Source organism: Pseudomonas sp. Pseusp97, from assembly GCF_047304025.1.
Lineage (GTDB): Bacteria > Pseudomonadota > Gammaproteobacteria > Pseudomonadales > Pseudomonadaceae > Pseudomonas.
The window spans coordinates 1-14,652 of sequence record NZ_JBGLYK010000150.1 but is presented as its reverse complement, the minus strand read 5'-3'; the positions used below and the strand labels follow the sequence as shown (position 1 = coordinate 14,652).

At 66.3% G+C, this 14,652-nt stretch carries 16 protein-coding genes; 9 read left to right on the top strand and 7 right to left on the bottom strand.

Annotated features, from left to right (window positions below; genetic code table 11):
• A partial coding sequence (locus tag ACCC94_RS20965; RefSeq protein WP_413351453.1) for an MATE family efflux transporter occupies positions 1–306 on the bottom strand: 306 nt, incomplete at its 3' end.
• Positions 307–478: 172 nt separating this feature from the next.
• Here ACCC94_RS20965 and ACCC94_RS20960 point away from each other — a divergent pair.
• Entirely contained in the window at positions 479–1,201 is a 723-nt protein-coding gene (locus tag ACCC94_RS20960; RefSeq protein WP_413351452.1) for a hypothetical protein, read from the top strand.
• Positions 1,198–2,085, top strand: coding sequence for a hypothetical protein (locus tag ACCC94_RS20955; protein WP_413351450.1), 888 nt, complete (start codon positions 1,198–1,200; stop codon positions 2,083–2,085). Before ACCC94_RS20960 ends, ACCC94_RS20955 begins: the two co-directional genes overlap by 4 nt.
• 3 nt (positions 2,086–2,088) lie before the next feature.
• Here the strand turns inward: ACCC94_RS20955 and ACCC94_RS20950 are convergent, their stop codons facing one another.
• From ACCC94_RS20950 to ACCC94_RS20940, 3 genes are all read right to left on the bottom strand, one after another.
• A complete protein-coding gene (locus ACCC94_RS20950; protein ID WP_413351448.1) occupies positions 2,089–2,490 on the bottom strand; it encodes a YkgJ family cysteine cluster protein in 402 nt (133 codons plus the stop codon).
• Positions 2,491–2,594: 104 nt separating this feature from the next.
• The gene (gene idi, locus ACCC94_RS20945) at positions 2,595–3,134 is read right to left on the bottom strand and encodes an isopentenyl-diphosphate Delta-isomerase (RefSeq protein ID WP_413351447.1); all 540 of its coding nucleotides are present in this window, start codon (positions 3,132–3,134) and stop codon (positions 2,595–2,597) included.
• A gap of 50 nt (positions 3,135–3,184) precedes the next feature.
• Entirely contained in the window at positions 3,185–3,634 is a 450-nt protein-coding gene (locus ACCC94_RS20940) for a DMT family transporter (protein WP_413351446.1), read from the bottom strand.
• A 127-nt stretch (positions 3,635–3,761) separates the two neighbouring features.
• On the opposite strand from ACCC94_RS20940, the gene ACCC94_RS20935 reads away from it, so the two are divergent.
• The gene (locus ACCC94_RS20935) at positions 3,762–4,163 is read left to right on the top strand and encodes an SRPBCC family protein (RefSeq protein WP_413351445.1); all 402 of its coding nucleotides are present in this window, start codon (positions 3,762–3,764) and stop codon (positions 4,161–4,163) included.
• Positions 4,164–4,173: 10 nt separating this feature from the next.
• Here ACCC94_RS20935 and ACCC94_RS20930 read toward each other — a convergent pair whose 3' ends face one another.
• The 3 genes from ACCC94_RS20930 to ACCC94_RS20920 form a co-directional block, all read right to left on the bottom strand.
• Positions 4,174–4,461: a HigA family addiction module antitoxin gene (locus ACCC94_RS20930; protein WP_413351444.1), complete on the bottom strand. Its 288-nt coding sequence runs from the start codon at positions 4,459–4,461 to the stop codon at positions 4,174–4,176.
• A 33-nt stretch (positions 4,462–4,494) separates the two neighbouring features.
• Complete coding sequence (locus ACCC94_RS20925) at positions 4,495–4,773, bottom strand: type II toxin-antitoxin system RelE/ParE family toxin (protein ID WP_413351442.1); 279 nt, start codon at positions 4,771–4,773, stop codon at positions 4,495–4,497.
• A gap of 170 nt (positions 4,774–4,943) precedes the next feature.
• Positions 4,944–6,968, bottom strand: a complete 2,025-nt coding sequence (locus ACCC94_RS20920; RefSeq protein WP_413351441.1) for an FAD-dependent oxidoreductase — start codon at positions 6,966–6,968, stop codon at positions 4,944–4,946.
• Positions 6,969–7,159: 191 nt separating this feature from the next.
• On the opposite strand from ACCC94_RS20920, the gene ACCC94_RS20915 reads away from it, so the two are divergent.
• From ACCC94_RS20915 to selA, 6 genes are all read left to right on the top strand, one after another.
• Positions 7,160–7,348 carry a hypothetical protein gene (locus tag ACCC94_RS20915; protein WP_413351440.1) on the top strand — a complete coding sequence of 63 codons (189 nt, stop codon included), beginning with the start codon at positions 7,160–7,162 and terminating at the stop codon, positions 7,346–7,348.
• Between the two features lie 153 nt (positions 7,349–7,501).
• Positions 7,502–10,579 (top strand): formate dehydrogenase-N subunit alpha, encoded by a 3,078-nt coding sequence (gene fdnG / locus ACCC94_RS20910; protein WP_413351439.1) that lies wholly within the window; start codon positions 7,502–7,504, stop codon positions 10,577–10,579.
• A gap of 8 nt (positions 10,580–10,587) precedes the next feature.
• Positions 10,588–11,520, top strand: coding sequence for a formate dehydrogenase subunit beta (fdxH, locus tag ACCC94_RS20905; RefSeq protein ID WP_413351438.1), 933 nt, complete (start codon positions 10,588–10,590; stop codon positions 11,518–11,520).
• Between the two features lie 96 nt (positions 11,521–11,616).
• Positions 11,617–12,243: a formate dehydrogenase subunit gamma gene (locus tag ACCC94_RS20900; protein WP_413351437.1), complete on the top strand. Its 627-nt coding sequence runs from the start codon at positions 11,617–11,619 to the stop codon at positions 12,241–12,243.
• A 126-nt stretch (positions 12,244–12,369) separates the two neighbouring features.
• The gene (gene fdhE / locus ACCC94_RS20895) at positions 12,370–13,302 is read left to right on the top strand and encodes a formate dehydrogenase accessory protein FdhE (RefSeq protein ID WP_413351436.1); all 933 of its coding nucleotides are present in this window, start codon (positions 12,370–12,372) and stop codon (positions 13,300–13,302) included.
• A gap of 137 nt (positions 13,303–13,439) precedes the next feature.
• Positions 13,440–14,652, top strand: a 1,213-nt coding sequence (gene selA, locus ACCC94_RS20890) for an L-seryl-tRNA(Sec) selenium transferase (RefSeq protein WP_413351435.1), incomplete at its 3' end; no start/stop codon positions are given.

Genomic DNA, 14,652 nt, shown 5'->3' with positions numbered 1-14,652 from the left:
GGCCAGCAACAGGCCCTGGCCGAGAATCCGCCGCAGCGCTCCGCCATCCGCACGCCCGGCAGCCTGGGCGGCGAAACCCGTGGTGCCCATGCGCAGGAAGCCCAGCACGCCCACCAGCAGGGTGTAGAGCCCGCCGCCGACGGCCACGGCGCCCAGCTGGTGGGCGTGCGGCAGGTGGCCGATGACCGCGCTGTCCACCAGCGTGACCAGCGGCACGGAGACGTTGGAGAGGATCATCGGCGCGGCGAGCGCCCAGACGCGGCGGTGAGTCGGCGAATGCCGCCAGGCTTCGAGCAGGGAATTCATGAAGGGCTCCTGAGCTGGCGCGCAGTATAGCGAGCCAATTTGCTGTGACGAGTTGCCGCAGATTATTTGGCGTCGTTCCGTTGACGTCTTATTGCGTGATGGCTTTTGGCTACTGTAAGGTCGGCACCGGCTTCCAGGCAGTCCGCCGGAAGATGTCGATCAAGGAATGGCCATGAATGGATTCCGCCGCGCTTTCCTGGCGCTGCCGCTGCTTTGCCTCGCCCTCCTGACCGGTTGCGCCACCCCGCAGCCGCCCGTGCCGATGGACCAGGCGTTCTGGAATGAGAAACAGGAACGCATCGGCGTGGCCTACACCCAGCTGCCGGCCCCCACCGTGGCGCTCACCGGCCAGCAGGGCCTGCTCGATTACGCGGTCAATAGCGGTATGGCAGCCGGGCTGCGCGCCAAGGTGGAAACCTGGGATGCCAGCTCGCTGCGCGAGATTCCCCAGCAGGTTTCCGCCATCCTGCAGGAGAAGGGCTACAGCGTCGTCAAGCTCGACGAGCCCATCGATGTGGAGGCGTTGAAGAAGGTCTCCTCGGAGAAGACTGGCTTCACTGCCCGGGACTTCCAGCCGCTCAAGGCGCAGAAGCAGATCGACAAGCTGGTCCTGTTCTCCTTCGCCTCGCTCGGCACCACGCGCAGCTATTACAGCGTGGCGCCCACCAGCGTGCCGGTGGCGCAGGTGGTGGTCACCACCTTTGTCATCGACCTGGATGACAACCGCATGCTGTATTACCAGCCCAAGGTCTTCAGCCGCGCTGCCGACGGGGAGTGGGACGAGGCTCCGGAGTTTCCCAACCTGACCAACGCCTTCTACCAGGCGCTGGACTCCACCCAGCAGGACCTGCTGGGGGTATTCCGCAACCAGCAGCTTTCCGCCGCCAAACCGTGAAGGCGGCAGCCTGCCTGGCGCTGGCCTGCCTGCTGTTGAGCGGCTGCAGCGCGCAGAAGGCCCTGCGTCCGAGCATGGCCGGCGACCTGCGCAGCCTGCTCCCCGGGCAAGCCTTTTCCCTGACGGTGGCGCCCGGTGCTGACCGCCTGCTGCAGGGGGCCGTCTCCAATGACGGCTCGGGCATCGTCGAGCGGGGCAACGCGGCGGCGCGGAATATCCAGGTATCGGTGAACAGCTCGAATAATTCGGGCGTCGGCGCCAGCGTAGGCCTGGGCGTGGCGATCGGTACGGCGCTGGCCGCCAACCTGAGCCAGGGCGAGCTGCGGCAGGCACAGCAGGATGAGGCGCGCAAACGCGTCGCGCCCCTGCGCACGGCGCTGGATGGGCAACCCCTGGAGAAGGTTTTCACCGACGGTTTTGTCCAGGCATTCGCCCAGGCCAACCGGCCGGTTTCCAGCGCCGGCGTCTTCGAGTTGCGGGTCGAGCCGCAGGCCGTGCTCAGCCAGGACTCGCGAAGCCTGAAACTGGTCAGCGAGGTGCAGTTGATGCATGGCCGGCAGGCGATCTATGAGGGGCGTATCGAGGTCCAGGGCAGGGCGCTGGACTGCGGCGATTGCCTCGCTCAGTGGGCGGCCAGGGATGCCGAGGCCTATCGCCAGGCGCTGCAGGCGGCCATCGGCGAGACCGTGAGGATATTGCTGCTGGACTGGGATACCGAGCATTTCACCGGCCAGCTCGGGCCGGAAAGAACGCTGCGCTACCAGGTGGGCGAAGACCGTTATGTCGAGCGCGGCCGTTTGTGGAATGGCGCCTCGCCGGCGGCGCCGGTGTTCCTCAGCTTGCGTGGCTGGGTCAAGTCGATTCCGGTGCCACTGCAGCCCTGATCGTCAGCCGATCTTCTTGCGGTAGGCGCAGTAGCCCGGACGCGGGCCGACCTGCGGGTGGTTGCGGCAGGTGTCCGGGCGCTTGGCGTAGACGCTGCAGAGGCGCGTCTTGCGATCGAGGAAGTAGCAGTCGCCGTTGCTGGTGCGGGTCAGGGTGAAGATGCCGCTCTTCTGGTTGAAGCGCTCGACGATGCCTTCCTTTAGCAAGCGCTTGGCGATGTTCTTTGCCGGCTCTTCGCGCTCGAATTCGTCGACCACCCCGATACGGATCAGGTCGTTGACGGTCACTTCCGCCGGCATGGTGCAGCAGGTGGCGTTGCAGTCCTTGCACAGGCCCGAGGTGTACTTCGCCCAGGTTTCCAGGCGGTCCAGTTCGGCGTTGGCGATCAGCGGTGGTTTTCTCATGGCGGCAAGTCGGTGCGGTGGCGCGAAGGCGCGCATCATAGTGGCCGGCGCGCAGATTTGCTCGGCCTTTCGACGAACAGAGAGGTGACGGACAGTACGGCGCTCTACAGCGCGGCGATTCCGCCGTTACTCTGCAGATAGTCCCTGAAGGTCGGGTAGCAGAGCAGGAACCAGGGCGTGAAGCGCCCCGGGTGCGCCGCCATCTCGGCTTCCAGATCGGGCAGGGCGACGTAGCGGTAGTCGTCGGCCTCTTGCGGGTCGGGGCGCGGCGGCTGCTCGTCGACGGCACCGAACAGGTGGCCGTACTCGTGCTCGGTCATGCCGTTGGCCAACTCCAGGCGATAGCTGAATTCGAACAGCTTGCGCAGCTCGATGGTTACGCCCATCTCCTCGCGCAGCCGGCGCTCGGCGGCGTGCTGCGCGGATTCGTCGGGGTAGGGATGACCGCAGCAGGTGTTGCTCCACAGCCCGCCGCAGTGATACTTGCCGGCCGCCCGGCGTTGCAGCAGCAATTCGCCGGCGCGGTTGAACACATAGACCGAGATGGCCCGGTGGCGCAGCCCGCGATGATGGGCTTCGTGCTTCTCCATCGTGCCGGTCGGGTTGTCGTGTTCGTCGACCAGGATCACCTGGATTTCGCTCATGGAGGTCTCCTGCAGGCGAGTCATCCGTGCTCAGAGTAGACGGATGGCTTTCAGCCCTTGCGGATCATCCAGATGCCGACGGCGATGGCGGCCAGGCCGGCGATCTTCAGGGTGGTCACCGGCGCTTCCTTGAAACCAGCCCAGCCGAAGTGATCCAGCGCCAGCGCCATGCCGAGCTGGCCGGCGAGCACCAGCACCATGAACATCAGCGCGCCCACGCGCGGCGCTGCGAAGGCGGCGATGAAGATGAAGAACATCCCCAGGAAGCCGCCGCACCACTGCCACCAGGGCATCCCGCGCATCGCCGCGAGGCTGGGAAACTCGCGGTTGGCCAGGGTCAGTGCGAGCAGGCCGAGCAGGCCGACGAAGAAGGAAATCAGCGCGGCGGCCAGCACGCTGGACACCTGCTTGGCCAACTGGCCGTTGATGCCGGCCTGAAGGGGCAGGCAGGCGCCGGCGATCAGCGGCAGGACGAACAACCACCAGGGTGGCGTAGGCATGGGAAACTCCGGAAAGGGTCGGCAAGCAGGGCAGCGAAGGGCTGGCCTGCGGTCGATCGAGCATAGTCAGCCGCGTAGTATGCACCAGACTGGAGCGCCGCTCCCGTCCCCGATGGAGGTCCCGACCATGGCCACCCGCGCTTCCCGCGTGCTCAGCGTCCGCATCGAGCGGCCGCGCGACGCCGCCTACGACTTTCTCGCCGAGCCGAAGAACTTTCCCTACTGGGCTTCCGGGCTGTGCACCGCCATCGAACCCCTGGAGGGCGAATTCTGGCTGGCGCAGACGCCCCAGGGCCCCATGCGCGTGCGCTTCTCTGCGCGCAATGCATTCGGCGTGCTGGACCATGACGTGCTGCCAGAGCAGGCGCCTGCCATCCACATCCCGCTGCGACTGATCGCCAATGGCGATGGCTGCGAGCTGCAACTCACCCTGCTGCGCCAGCCACAGATGGACGACGCCACCTTCGAGCGCGACGCGCAGTGGGTGATGCGCGACCTGCAGGCGATCAAGGTGTTGCTGGAGGGGTGACTCCTGGGGGTTACGCTACCGCTTGCAGCCGGGCGATGGGCGGGTGCGCTTGCTGGCTGACCTGCCACAGATCGTAGGCAGCCTGCATCGCCAGCCAGTGGCGGGCCGTGCCCAGGCCGGCCTGCTCCAGGCGCCAGGCGAGGTCGGCGCTGATAGGCGCTCGGCCATGGAGTACCTTGGAAAAGTGCGGGCGGCTTACGCCGAGGTGGGCTGCCAGAGCGGTCACGGAAAGGCGAAGCTCAGGCAGTACATCCTCACGGAGGATTTCGCTGGGGTGGGGCGGGTTGTGCATCGCCATGCTGTGCTCCTCCGTTCGGCAGTGAGCGAACCGTCAGTGGTAATCGAGATAGTCGAGCAGCTCCACGTCGCTGTCGACGAAGCGGAAGATCACTCGCCAGTTGCCTGAAACGCTGACGGCCCAATAGCCGGACAGCGAAGCTTTCAGGCCATGCAGGCGGTAACCGGGCAGGTCCATGTCCCTGGGGCCGTTGGCGCTTTCCAGTGCGGCAAGGATACGTTTGAGTCTCGGCACGTGGTCGGCCCTGACTCCGCGCGGGTCGCCCTGCAGATAAAGGGCACGCAGCCCCTTGTGGCGAAAGCTTCTGATCATCGCCGGACTGTAATCTATCAGATTACAGTCGCCCTAGCCGAGACGCTTGTCAGAATGTTCCCTGCACCGCGTTCACCCTGTAGGAGCGAGCTTGCTCGCGAACGAGTCAGCCGGCGGCTCGGTGTTCAGCGGTTCGCGAGCAAGCTCGCTCCTACGAAAAGCAACGTCGGTTATAGCCTCGCCGCCAGCTCTGCGCCCTCGCGGATCGCGCGCTTGGCATCCAGCTCCCGCGCCACGCTGGCGCCGCCGATGACGTGGTAGCGCAGGTTCTGCGCCGCCAGCGTCGGCTGCAGCTCCAGCAAAGGCTCCTGGCCGGCGCAGATCACCACGTTATCCACCGCCAGGCATTGTTCCTGGCCGTCGATGCGCACATGCAAACCGTCATCGTCGATGCGCAGGTATTCCACGCCGCCGAGCATGCGTACTCCGTGTTGCTTGAGGTGCGCGCGGTGCACCCAGCCGCTGGTCTTGCCCAGCCCGGCGCCGGGTTGGCCGGGCTTGCGCTGCAGCAGCCAGAGTTGCCGGCGTGGGATGGGGGGGACTGGAGGAATCAGCCCGCCACCCGTCGCATTGTCCAGGTCAACGCCCCACTGGCCCAGCCATTCGCCGAGCGCTTGCGGGCCGTTGCGCTCGCTCAGCAGGAAGCTGGCGACGTCGAAGCCGATGCCGCCAGCCCCGATCAGCGCGACCTTCTCACCCACCGCTGCGCCGCGCAGCACGTCGAGGTAGCCGAGCACCTTGGCATGGCCGATACCCGCAATAGACGGCGTGCGCGGCTGGATGCCGGTGGCGACTATCACCTCGTCATACTCGCCGTTCAGTTCGCCACGCCGGATACGCCGGCCCAGTTGTACTTCCACGCCGAGTTCGCCCAGGCGCACGGCGAAATAGCGCAGCGTCTCGTGGAACTCCTCCTTGCCCGGCACGCGCTTGGCCAGGTTGAACTGCCCGCCGATCTCCTCGGCGGCTTCGAACAGCGTCACCCGGTGGCCGCGCTCGGCCGCGACGCAGGCGGCGGACAGTCCCGCCGGCCCCGCGCCGATCACCGCGATGCGCTTGTGCACGCGCGCCTTGCGGTAACGCAGTTCGGTTTCGAAGGCCGCGCGCGGATTCACCAGGCAACTGGCGCGGCGGTTGGCAAACGCGTGGTCCAGGCACGCCTGGTTGCAGGCGATGCAGGTGTTGATCGAGGCGGCGCGACCGGCGGCGGCCTTTTCCACGAACTGTGGATCGGCCAGCAGCGGCCGGGCCATGGAGACGAGGTCGGCGTGTCCTTCGGCGAGCAATTGTTCGGCGACTTCCGGCGTATTGATGCGGTTGCTGGCGATTACCGGTACGCGCAGTTCGCGGCGCAAGCGCGCGCTGACTTCGGCGAAGGCCGCGCGCGGTACCGAGGTGACGATGGTCGGCACCCGCGATTCGTGCCAGCCGACGCCGGTGTTGAGCAGGTCGATGCCGGCGCCTTCGAGGGCTCGCGCCACGGTGCGTACTTCGTCCCAGCTGTTGCCGCCTTCCACCAGGTCGAGCAGCGACAGGCGATAGCTGATGACGAAGCGCTCGCCCAGCGCACGGCGGGTGCGGCGGACGATCTCCAGCGGCAGGCGCATGCGGTTGCCCAGGTCGCCGCCCCAGCGATCTTCGCGCTGGTTGGTGCGCGGGCAGAGGAACTGGTTCAGCAGGTAGCCTTCGCTGCCCATGATCTCCACGCCGTCGTAGCCGGCGGCGTGGGCGAGTTTCGCGCAGCGTACGAAGGCGGCGAGGGTGCGCAGGATGCCGCGCTCGGACAGCTCGCGCGGGGCGAACCAGCTGATCGGCGATTTCACCGCCGAGGCCGAGACCACCAGCGGGTGATAGCCGTAGCGCCCGGCGTGGAGGATCTGCAGCAGGATGCGCCCGCCCTCGCGGTGCACCGCCTGGGTCAGGCGCCGGTGCGCTGGCACCTGCAGGCCGCTGGTGAGGCTGCTGCCCAGCGGCAGCAGCCAGCCTTCGCGGTTGGGCGCAAAGCCGCCGGTGATGATCAGCCCGACGCCGCCGCGCGCCCGCTCGCGGTAATAGGCGGCGAGCTTGCCGAAGTCCCACAGGCGGTCTTCCAGACCGGTGTGCATCGAGCCCATCACCACGCGGTTGCGCAGTTGAATCGGGCCCAGGTCAAGCGGGGCGAGCAGGTGAGGGTAGGGCGAGGCGGCGGAAGACATGGAGGCGCTCTTCGGCAATCGGGTCCTGCCACCCTACTAAGCCGGATGCGCGTCGGTTAACGGCCCGGTTGCCGGACCATGCGGGCATTTCGGTCAAGGGGCTGGAGTTGACAGCGGCGCCACAGGTTCCAGACTCAAACGCATGGCAGGGCCTGGTGCCCTGAACGCAGGCTGAAGTGACGGAGGTCGTCATGAAAGCGATAAGAACAAGACACGCGCGCCATTACCTGCTCGCTGCCCTCATCGGCGTGGCCCTGCTCGGGCTGCACGAATCCCTCCAGCCGGACCGCGCGCAATCCGCCTGCCGCCCGGACGGCGAAAGTATCTCCTGCGCCTACCCGCCCGTTGCCCATTTGGGGGTACTCGGCGGCACGTTCTGAGTGACGCACTGACGCGCGTCAATGCGCCGCAAATCCATGGCGTGCATGGTCTGCCCCGCTCAAAGCTGGCGCATTGCGCCCGCTTGGCTATCTTTTAAGCAGCAAGGGTCCGGCCATGTCCCGGACGTACGCTGCCTGATCAGGAGACGCACGATGGATATGAACCGTCGGCAATTTTTCAAGGTCTGCGCTGTGGGCCTTGGAGGATCGAGCCTGGCGGCACTCGGGATGGCACCCCCGGATGCATTCGCCGACCAGATCCGCCACTTCAAGCTTGCGCGCACCGTCGAGACCCGCAACACCTGCCCGTACTGCTCGGTGGGTTGCGGCATCCTCATGTACAGCCAGGGTGATGCGGCGAAGAACGTCGCGCAGAACATCATCCACATCGAGGGTGATTCCGATCACCCGGTCAACCGCGGCACCCTCTGCCCCAAAGGCGCGGGCCTGCTCGACTTCGTCCACAGCCCCAACCGCCTGAAGTACCCGCAGGTTCGCGAGGCCGGTTCTTCCGAGTGGAAGCGCATCGGCTGGGACGAGGCGCTGGACCGCATCGCCAAGCTGGTGAAGGAAGACCGCGACGCCAACTTCATCGAGAAGAACGCCCAGGGCCAGACGGTGAACCGCTGGCTGACCACCGGCTTCCTGGCCGCGTCGGCGTCTTCCAACGAAGCGGGCTACATCACCCACAAGGTGGTTCGTTCTCTCGGCCTGCTGGCGTTCGACAACCAAGCGCGTGTCTGACACGGCCCGACGGTGGCAAGTCTTGCCCCGACGTTTGGCCGTGGAGCCATGACCAACCATTGGACCGACATCAAGAATGCCGATCTGATTCTGATCATGGGCGGAAACGCCGCTGAAGCGCACCCGTGCGGCTTCAAGTGGGTGACCGAAGCCAAGGCGCACAACAAGGCGCGCCTGCTGGTGGTCGACCCCAGATTCACCCGTTCCGCTTCGGTGGCCGACTATTACGCGCCCATCCGCACCGGCACGGACATCGCCTTCCTCGGCGGCCTGATCAACTACCTGCTGGAAAACGACAAGTACCAGAAGGAATACGTGCACAACTACACCGACGTCTCCTTCATCGTGAAGGAAGGCTTCGGCTTCGACGACGGGCTGTTCAACGGCTACGACGCGGAGAAGCGCACCTATCCGGACAAGTCCTCCTGGCAATACGAACTGGGCGAGGATGGCTTCGCCAAGGTCGACCCGACCCTGACGCACCCGCGCTGCGTGTTCAACCTGATGAAGCAGCACTACAGCCGTTATACGCCGGATGTCGTGAGCAACATCTGCGGCACGCCCAAGGACATGATGCTCAAGGTGTGGGAGGAGATTTCCACCACGGCGGCGCCGACCAAGGTCATGACCATCATGTACGCCCTGGGCTGGACCCAGCATTCGGTGGGCGCGCAGATGATCCGTACCGGCGCGATGGTCCAACTGCTGCTGGGCAATATCGGCATGCCCGGCGGCGGCATGAACGCCCTGCGCGGCCACTCCAACATCCAGGGCCTGACTGACCTGGGGCTGCTGTCCAACTCGCTGCCCGGCTACCTGACCCTGGGCATGGATGCGGAGCAGGACTACAACGCCTACATCACCAAGCGCACCAGCAAACCGCTGCGGCCGGGGCAGTTGTCCTACTGGCAGAACTACCCGAAATTCCACGTCAGCCTGATGAAGTCCTGGTTCGGCAAGTCCGCCACCAAGGACAACAACTGGTGCTACGACTGGCTGCCCAAGCTGGACATGCCTGGCGCCGGCTACGACGTGCTGCGCTACTTCGACATGATGTACCAGGGCAAGGTCAACGGTTACTTCTGCCAGGGCTTCAACCCCATTGCCTCCTTCCCCAACAAGGCCAAGGTCAGCGCCGCGCTGGCCAAGCTGAAGTGGATGGTGGTGATGGACCCGCTGGCCACCGAGACCAGCGAGTTCTGGCGCAACGCCGGCGAGCACAACGACGTCGACACCAAGGCCATCCAGACCACGGTGTTCCGCCTGCCCACCAGCTGCTTCGCCGAGGAAGACGGCTCCATCGTCAACTCCGGTCGCTGGCTGCAATGGCACTGGAAGGGTGCCGAGCCGCCGGGCGAGGCGCGCACCGACATCGCCATCATGAGCGGCCTGCTGCATCGGCTGCGCGAGGCCTATCGCAAGGACGGCGGCAAGTTCCCCGACCCGATCCTCGGGCTCGACTGGCCCTACCTGACGCCCGATGAGCCGACCCCGGAGGAGATCGCCAAGGAGTACAACGGCAAGGCGCTGGCGGACCTTGTCGACCCGAACAACGGCATGGTCCTGGCGAAAGCCGGCGAGCAGCTGCCGGGCTTCGCGCTGCTGCGTGACGACGGCAGCACCGCCAGCGGCTGCTGGATTTTCGCCGGGTCCTGGACGCAGACGGGCAACCAGATGGCCCGCCGCGACAACAGCGACCCGTACGCCATGGGCCAGACCCTGGGCTGGGCCTGGGCGTGGCCGGCCAACCGGCGCATCCTGTACAACCGCGCCTCGGCGGACGTCAGCGGCAAGCCGTGGGACCCGGTGAAGAAGCGCCTGGTGTGGTGGAACGGCAAGGCCTGGGGCGGCACCGACGTGCCCGACTACAAGGCCGACGTGCCGCCGGAAGCCGGGATGAACCCGTTCATCATGAATCCCGAGGGCGTCGCGCGTTTCTTCGCCGTCGACAAGATGGCCGAAGGACCGTTCCCCGAGCACTACGAGCCGTTCGAGACGCCGATCGGCGTCAACCCGCTGCACAAGAACCCGCAGGCGATCAGCAGCCCGGCGGCGCGGGTGTTCAAGAACGACATGGAGCTGTTCGGCACGGCGAAGGAGTTCCCCTATGCCGCGACCACCTACCGGCTCACCGAGCACTTCCACTTCTGGACCAAGCATTGCCGCCTGAATGCCATCGTCCAGCCGGAACAGTTCGTCGAGATCGGCGAGGCCCTGGCCAAGGAAATCGGCATCAAGGCCGGCGACCGCGTGAAGGTCTCCTCCAACCGCGGCTTCATCAAGGCGGTGGCGGTAGTGACCAAGCGCATCCGTCCGCTGCAGGTCAACGGCCAGACCGTGCACCACGTGGGTATTCCCCTGCACTGGGGCTTCTCCGGGGTCGCGCGCAACGGCTACCTGACCAACACCCTGACCCCCTTCGTGGGCGACGGGAATACGCAGACGCCGGAGTTCAAGTCCTTCCTCGTCAACGTGGAAAAGGCGTGAGGTGAAGCATGAGTAGTCAAGACATCTACGCCCGCTCCGCCACGACCTTGCCGTCACCCTCGGTGCGGCACGAGCAGGAAGTGGCCAAGCTGATCGACGTGTCCAAGTGCATCGGCTGCAAGGCCTGCCAGGTCGCCTGCTCGGAATGGAACGAACTGCGCGACGAGGTGGGCCACAACCACGGCACCTACGACAATCCGATCGACCTCACGGACCAGTCCTGGACGGTCATGCGCTTCACCGAATACGAAGCGCCGGCCGGCAACCTGGAGTGGCTGATCCGCAAGGACGGCTGCATGCACTGCGAGGAGCCCGGCTGTCTGAAGGCCTGCCCGAGCCCCGGCGCCATCGTGAAGTACGCCAACGGCATCGTCGACTTCAACCAGGACCACTGCATCGGCTGCGGCTACTGCATCACCGGCTGCCCGTTCAACATTCCGCGCATCTCTCAGAAGGACCACAAGGCGTACAAGTGCACGCTGTGTTCCGACCGCGTGGCGGTGGGCATGGAGCCGGCCTGCGTGAAGACCTGCCCGACCGGCGCCATCGTCTTCGGCACCAAGGAAGACATGAAGGAGCACGCCGCCGAGCGCATCGAGGACCTCAAGTCCCGCGGCTTCGAGAACGCCGGTCTCTACGACCCCGAAGGCGTGGGCGGCACGCACGTCATGTACGTGCTGCACCACAACGACCAGCCCTCGCTGTACGCCGGCCTGCCCGACAAGCCGGCCATCAGCCCGATGGTCAGCCTGTGGAAGGGCCTCAGCAAACCGCTGGGCCTGCTGGCCATGGCGGGCGTGGTGCTGGCCGGGTTCTTCCACTACACCCGTATCGGCCCCAACCGGGTCGAAGAGGACGAGGAAGATGGGCCCGACCCGCAGGCGCCGGTGCACAAGGTCGACCCTTCGGTGCATGACTATGATCCGCGTACTCCACGCTGACCTTTTTCCCCGAACTGCCCCCTCTCCCTTCGGAGCGGGGCGCGCAGCCAGGGTTGGGGAGAGGGCGTTCGCAAGCTCTCCCAGGAGCCCGACGACATGAAAAAAGACATACAACGCTACAACGCCAACGAACGGAGCAACCACTGGATGGTGGCCATCCTGTTCTTCCTCGCCGGTCTCTCGGGACTGGCGCTGTTCCACCCTGCCATGTTCTGGCTGACCAACCTGTTCGGCGGCGGCCCGTGGACGCGCATCCTCCACCCCTTCCTCGGGGTGGCGATGTTCCTGTTCTTCCTCGGCCTGGTGATCCGCTTCGCCCACCACAACCTGGTGGAAAAGCGCGATGTGCAGTGGCTCAAGCAATGGCGCGACGTGGTGACCAACCGCGAGGAAAACCTTCCGGCAGTCGGTCGCTACAACGCCGGGCAGAAGCTGCTGTTCTGGACCCTGCTGCTGTGCATGCTGGTGCTGCTGGTGACCGGCTTCGTGATGTGGCGCGCCTACTTCAGCCACTTCTTCGGCATCGACCTCATCCGCATCGCCTCGCTGCTGCATGCCTTGGCTGCTTTCGTGCTCATCTGCAGCATCCTGGTGCATATCTATGCCGGCCTCTGGGTGAAGGGCTCGATGGGCGCCATGCTCTACGGCTGGGTCAGCCGCGGCTGGGCGCGCAAGCACCATGCCGCGTGGCTCAAGGATGTGGACAAGGGCAAGGGGCACTAACGCTCGACATAATCGCCGGTTGACGCCAGTGCATCAGCCGGCACGAACCATCCCCTCTCCCTTCAGGTAGAGGACCAGGGAGAGGGGCTTTCAAGGCCCCACTCCAAACCCAACAAGGAGTCCTGCGTGTCAGGCCGAATTCTCGAACCCGGGCAGATCGAAGCTGCCGCCAACATCCCCCCGCTGTTCAACCTGCCGTCCCCCGATCTGTTCTCCCGCCGCGCCGCACGCCTGCGCGAACTGGCGCCGGGCAATCCCCTGCAGGGCTATCTCGAACTGATCGCCGGCGTCTGCGAAACACAGCAGGCGCTGCTCGAGCGCAAGCTGTTCCTGCCCACGCCGGACGCCGCCGCGCTGGCGCTCAGCCGCGAGCACCGCATGCCGCCGCTGGCCTACGAGGTGCTGGTGCGCGAAGGCGCTTGGCTGCCGTTGCTGGACGCCTTCCTCGACGCTTACGAACTCACCGCCAACCCCGCCGTGGTCGAGGCGCTGAAAACCCTGCGCAACGCCGATTCCGGCCAGCGCAAGGCCTGGGCGCTGGGCCTGCTCAACGGCCAGTTCGACCTGTTGCCGCCGGCGCTGGTGCCCTTCCTCGGCGCGGTGTTGCAGGTCGCCTTCAGCCAGTGGCTGCTGCAACTGCCCGACGACACCCTGGCGGAAACCGACAGCCAGACCCTCTGCCCGGCCTGCGGTGCACCGCCGGTGGCGGGGATGATCCGCAGCCAGGGCAAGCATGCCGGGCTGCGTTACCTGTCCTGCTCGTTGTGCTCCTGCGAATGGCACTACGTGCGCGTGAAGTGCAGCCACTGCGCCGAGAGCAAAGGCCTGGCCTACTACTCGCTGCAGCGCGAGGGCGTGGCCAGCGACCAGGCGCCGCTCAAGGCCGAGACCTGTCCCGGCTGCCAGTCCTACCTCAAGCAGTTCTACCTGGAGCACGACAAGCACGCCGAAGCCCAGGCGGACGACCTGGCCAGCCTCGCGCTGGATATCCGCCTCGCCGAAGACGGCTACCTGCGCACCGCACCGAACCTCCTGCTCGCGCCGGGCGGCGGCGGTTAAACCCGCCCTTCGTAGGGCGCATAACGCGGAACGCGTTATCCGCCGCCGCCTTTGCGTCGAGGCAGCCGGCGGATAACCGCAAGCGGTTATTCGCCCTACACTGACTCCAGCCATCGTTTCCAAAGCAAGGTTCGTCCATGACCTCGGTACGCCTGCCCTCCATCGACCGCCTGCTGCGCAGCCCGGCCTGCCAGCCGTTGCAGCAACGCTATGGCCGCGAGGCCCTGCTCAAGACCCTGCGCGACCTGCTCGACGAATTGCGCGATCCCGCACGCCACGGCCAGCTGGCCGCCGTCGAACTGGAAGAGTCCGTGCTCGCCGGCCGTGCTGGCGAGCGTCTCGCCGCACACCACGCCAGCCGGGTGCGCCGGGTGTTCAACCTCACCGGCACCGTGCTGCACACCAACCTCGGCCGCGCCCTGCTGCCCGAGGAAGCCATCGAAGCGATCACCCTGGCCGCGCGCTACCCGCTCAACCTCGAATTCGACCTCGCCACCGGCAAGCGCGGCGACCGCGACGACCTCATCACCGGCTTGATCCGTGAGCTCACCGGCGCCGAAGCCGTCACCGTGGTCAACAACAACGCCGCCGCCGTGCTGCTGGCGCTCAACAGCCTGGGCGCGCGCAAGGAAGGCATCATCTCCCGCGGCGAACTGATCGAGATAGGCGGCGCCTTCCGCATCCCCGACATCATGTCCCGCGCCGGCGTGAAGCTGGTCGAGGTCGGCACCACCAACCGCACCCACGCCAAGGACTACGAAGCCGTGATCGGCCCGCGCTCCGGCCTGCTGATGCGTGTGCACACCAGCAACTACAGCGTGCAGGGCTTCACCGCCAGCGTAGCCACCCCGCAGCTGGCGCAGATCGCCCATGCCCACGGCCTGCCGCTGCTGGAAGACCTGGGTAGCGGCACCCTGGTCGACCTCACCCGCTGGGGCCTGCCCAAGGAGCCGACGGTGCAGGAAGCCCTGCGCGACGGCGCCGACATCGTCACCTTCAGCGGCGACAAGTTGCTCGGCGGCCCGCAGGCCGGGCTGATCCTTGGCAGCAAGGAGCTGATCGGGCGGATCAAGAAGAACCCGCTCAAGCGCGCCCTGCGCGTGGACAAGCTGACCCTTGCCGCGCTGGAGGCCGTGCTAAACCTCTACCGCGATCCGGACCGCCTCGCCGAACGCCTCACCAGCCTGCGCCTGCTCAGCCGCCCACAGGCCGACATCCGTGTCCAGGCCCAGCGGCTGGCACCCGCCCTCGCAACGCTGCTGGGCGAGAGCTGGAGCGTCAGCGCCGTGGATGCATTAGGGATGATCGGCAGCGGCGCCCAGCCGGTCGCGCGCCTGCCCAGCAGCGTTG

Coding starts and splice junctions, on each gene's coding strand:
- ACCC94_RS20915 (WP_413351440.1), top strand. CDS start 7,160: ATGAAAGCGATAAGAACAAGACACGCGCGCCATTACCTGCTCGCTGCC.
- ACCC94_RS20960 (WP_413351452.1), top strand. CDS start 479: ATGAATGGATTCCGCCGCGCTTTCCTGGCGCTGCCGCTGCTTTGCCTC.
- ACCC94_RS20920 (WP_413351441.1), bottom strand. CDS start 6,968: ATGTCTTCCGCCGCCTCGCCCTACCCTCACCTGCTCGCCCCGCTTGAC.
- fdxH (WP_413351438.1), top strand. CDS start 10,588: ATGAGTAGTCAAGACATCTACGCCCGCTCCGCCACGACCTTGCCGTCA.
- idi (WP_413351447.1), bottom strand. CDS start 3,134: ATGAGCGAAATCCAGGTGATCCTGGTCGACGAACACGACAACCCGACC.
- ACCC94_RS20925 (WP_413351442.1), bottom strand. CDS start 4,773: ATGATCAGAAGCTTTCGCCACAAGGGGCTGCGTGCCCTTTATCTGCAG.
- ACCC94_RS20930 (WP_413351444.1), bottom strand. CDS start 4,461: ATGGCGATGCACAACCCGCCCCACCCCAGCGAAATCCTCCGTGAGGAT.
- ACCC94_RS20940 (WP_413351446.1), bottom strand. CDS start 3,634: ATGCCTACGCCACCCTGGTGGTTGTTCGTCCTGCCGCTGATCGCCGGC.
- ACCC94_RS20935 (WP_413351445.1), top strand. CDS start 3,762: ATGGCCACCCGCGCTTCCCGCGTGCTCAGCGTCCGCATCGAGCGGCCG.
- ACCC94_RS20900 (WP_413351437.1), top strand. CDS start 11,617: ATGAAAAAAGACATACAACGCTACAACGCCAACGAACGGAGCAACCAC.
- ACCC94_RS20950 (WP_413351448.1), bottom strand. CDS start 2,490: ATGAGAAAACCACCGCTGATCGCCAACGCCGAACTGGACCGCCTGGAA.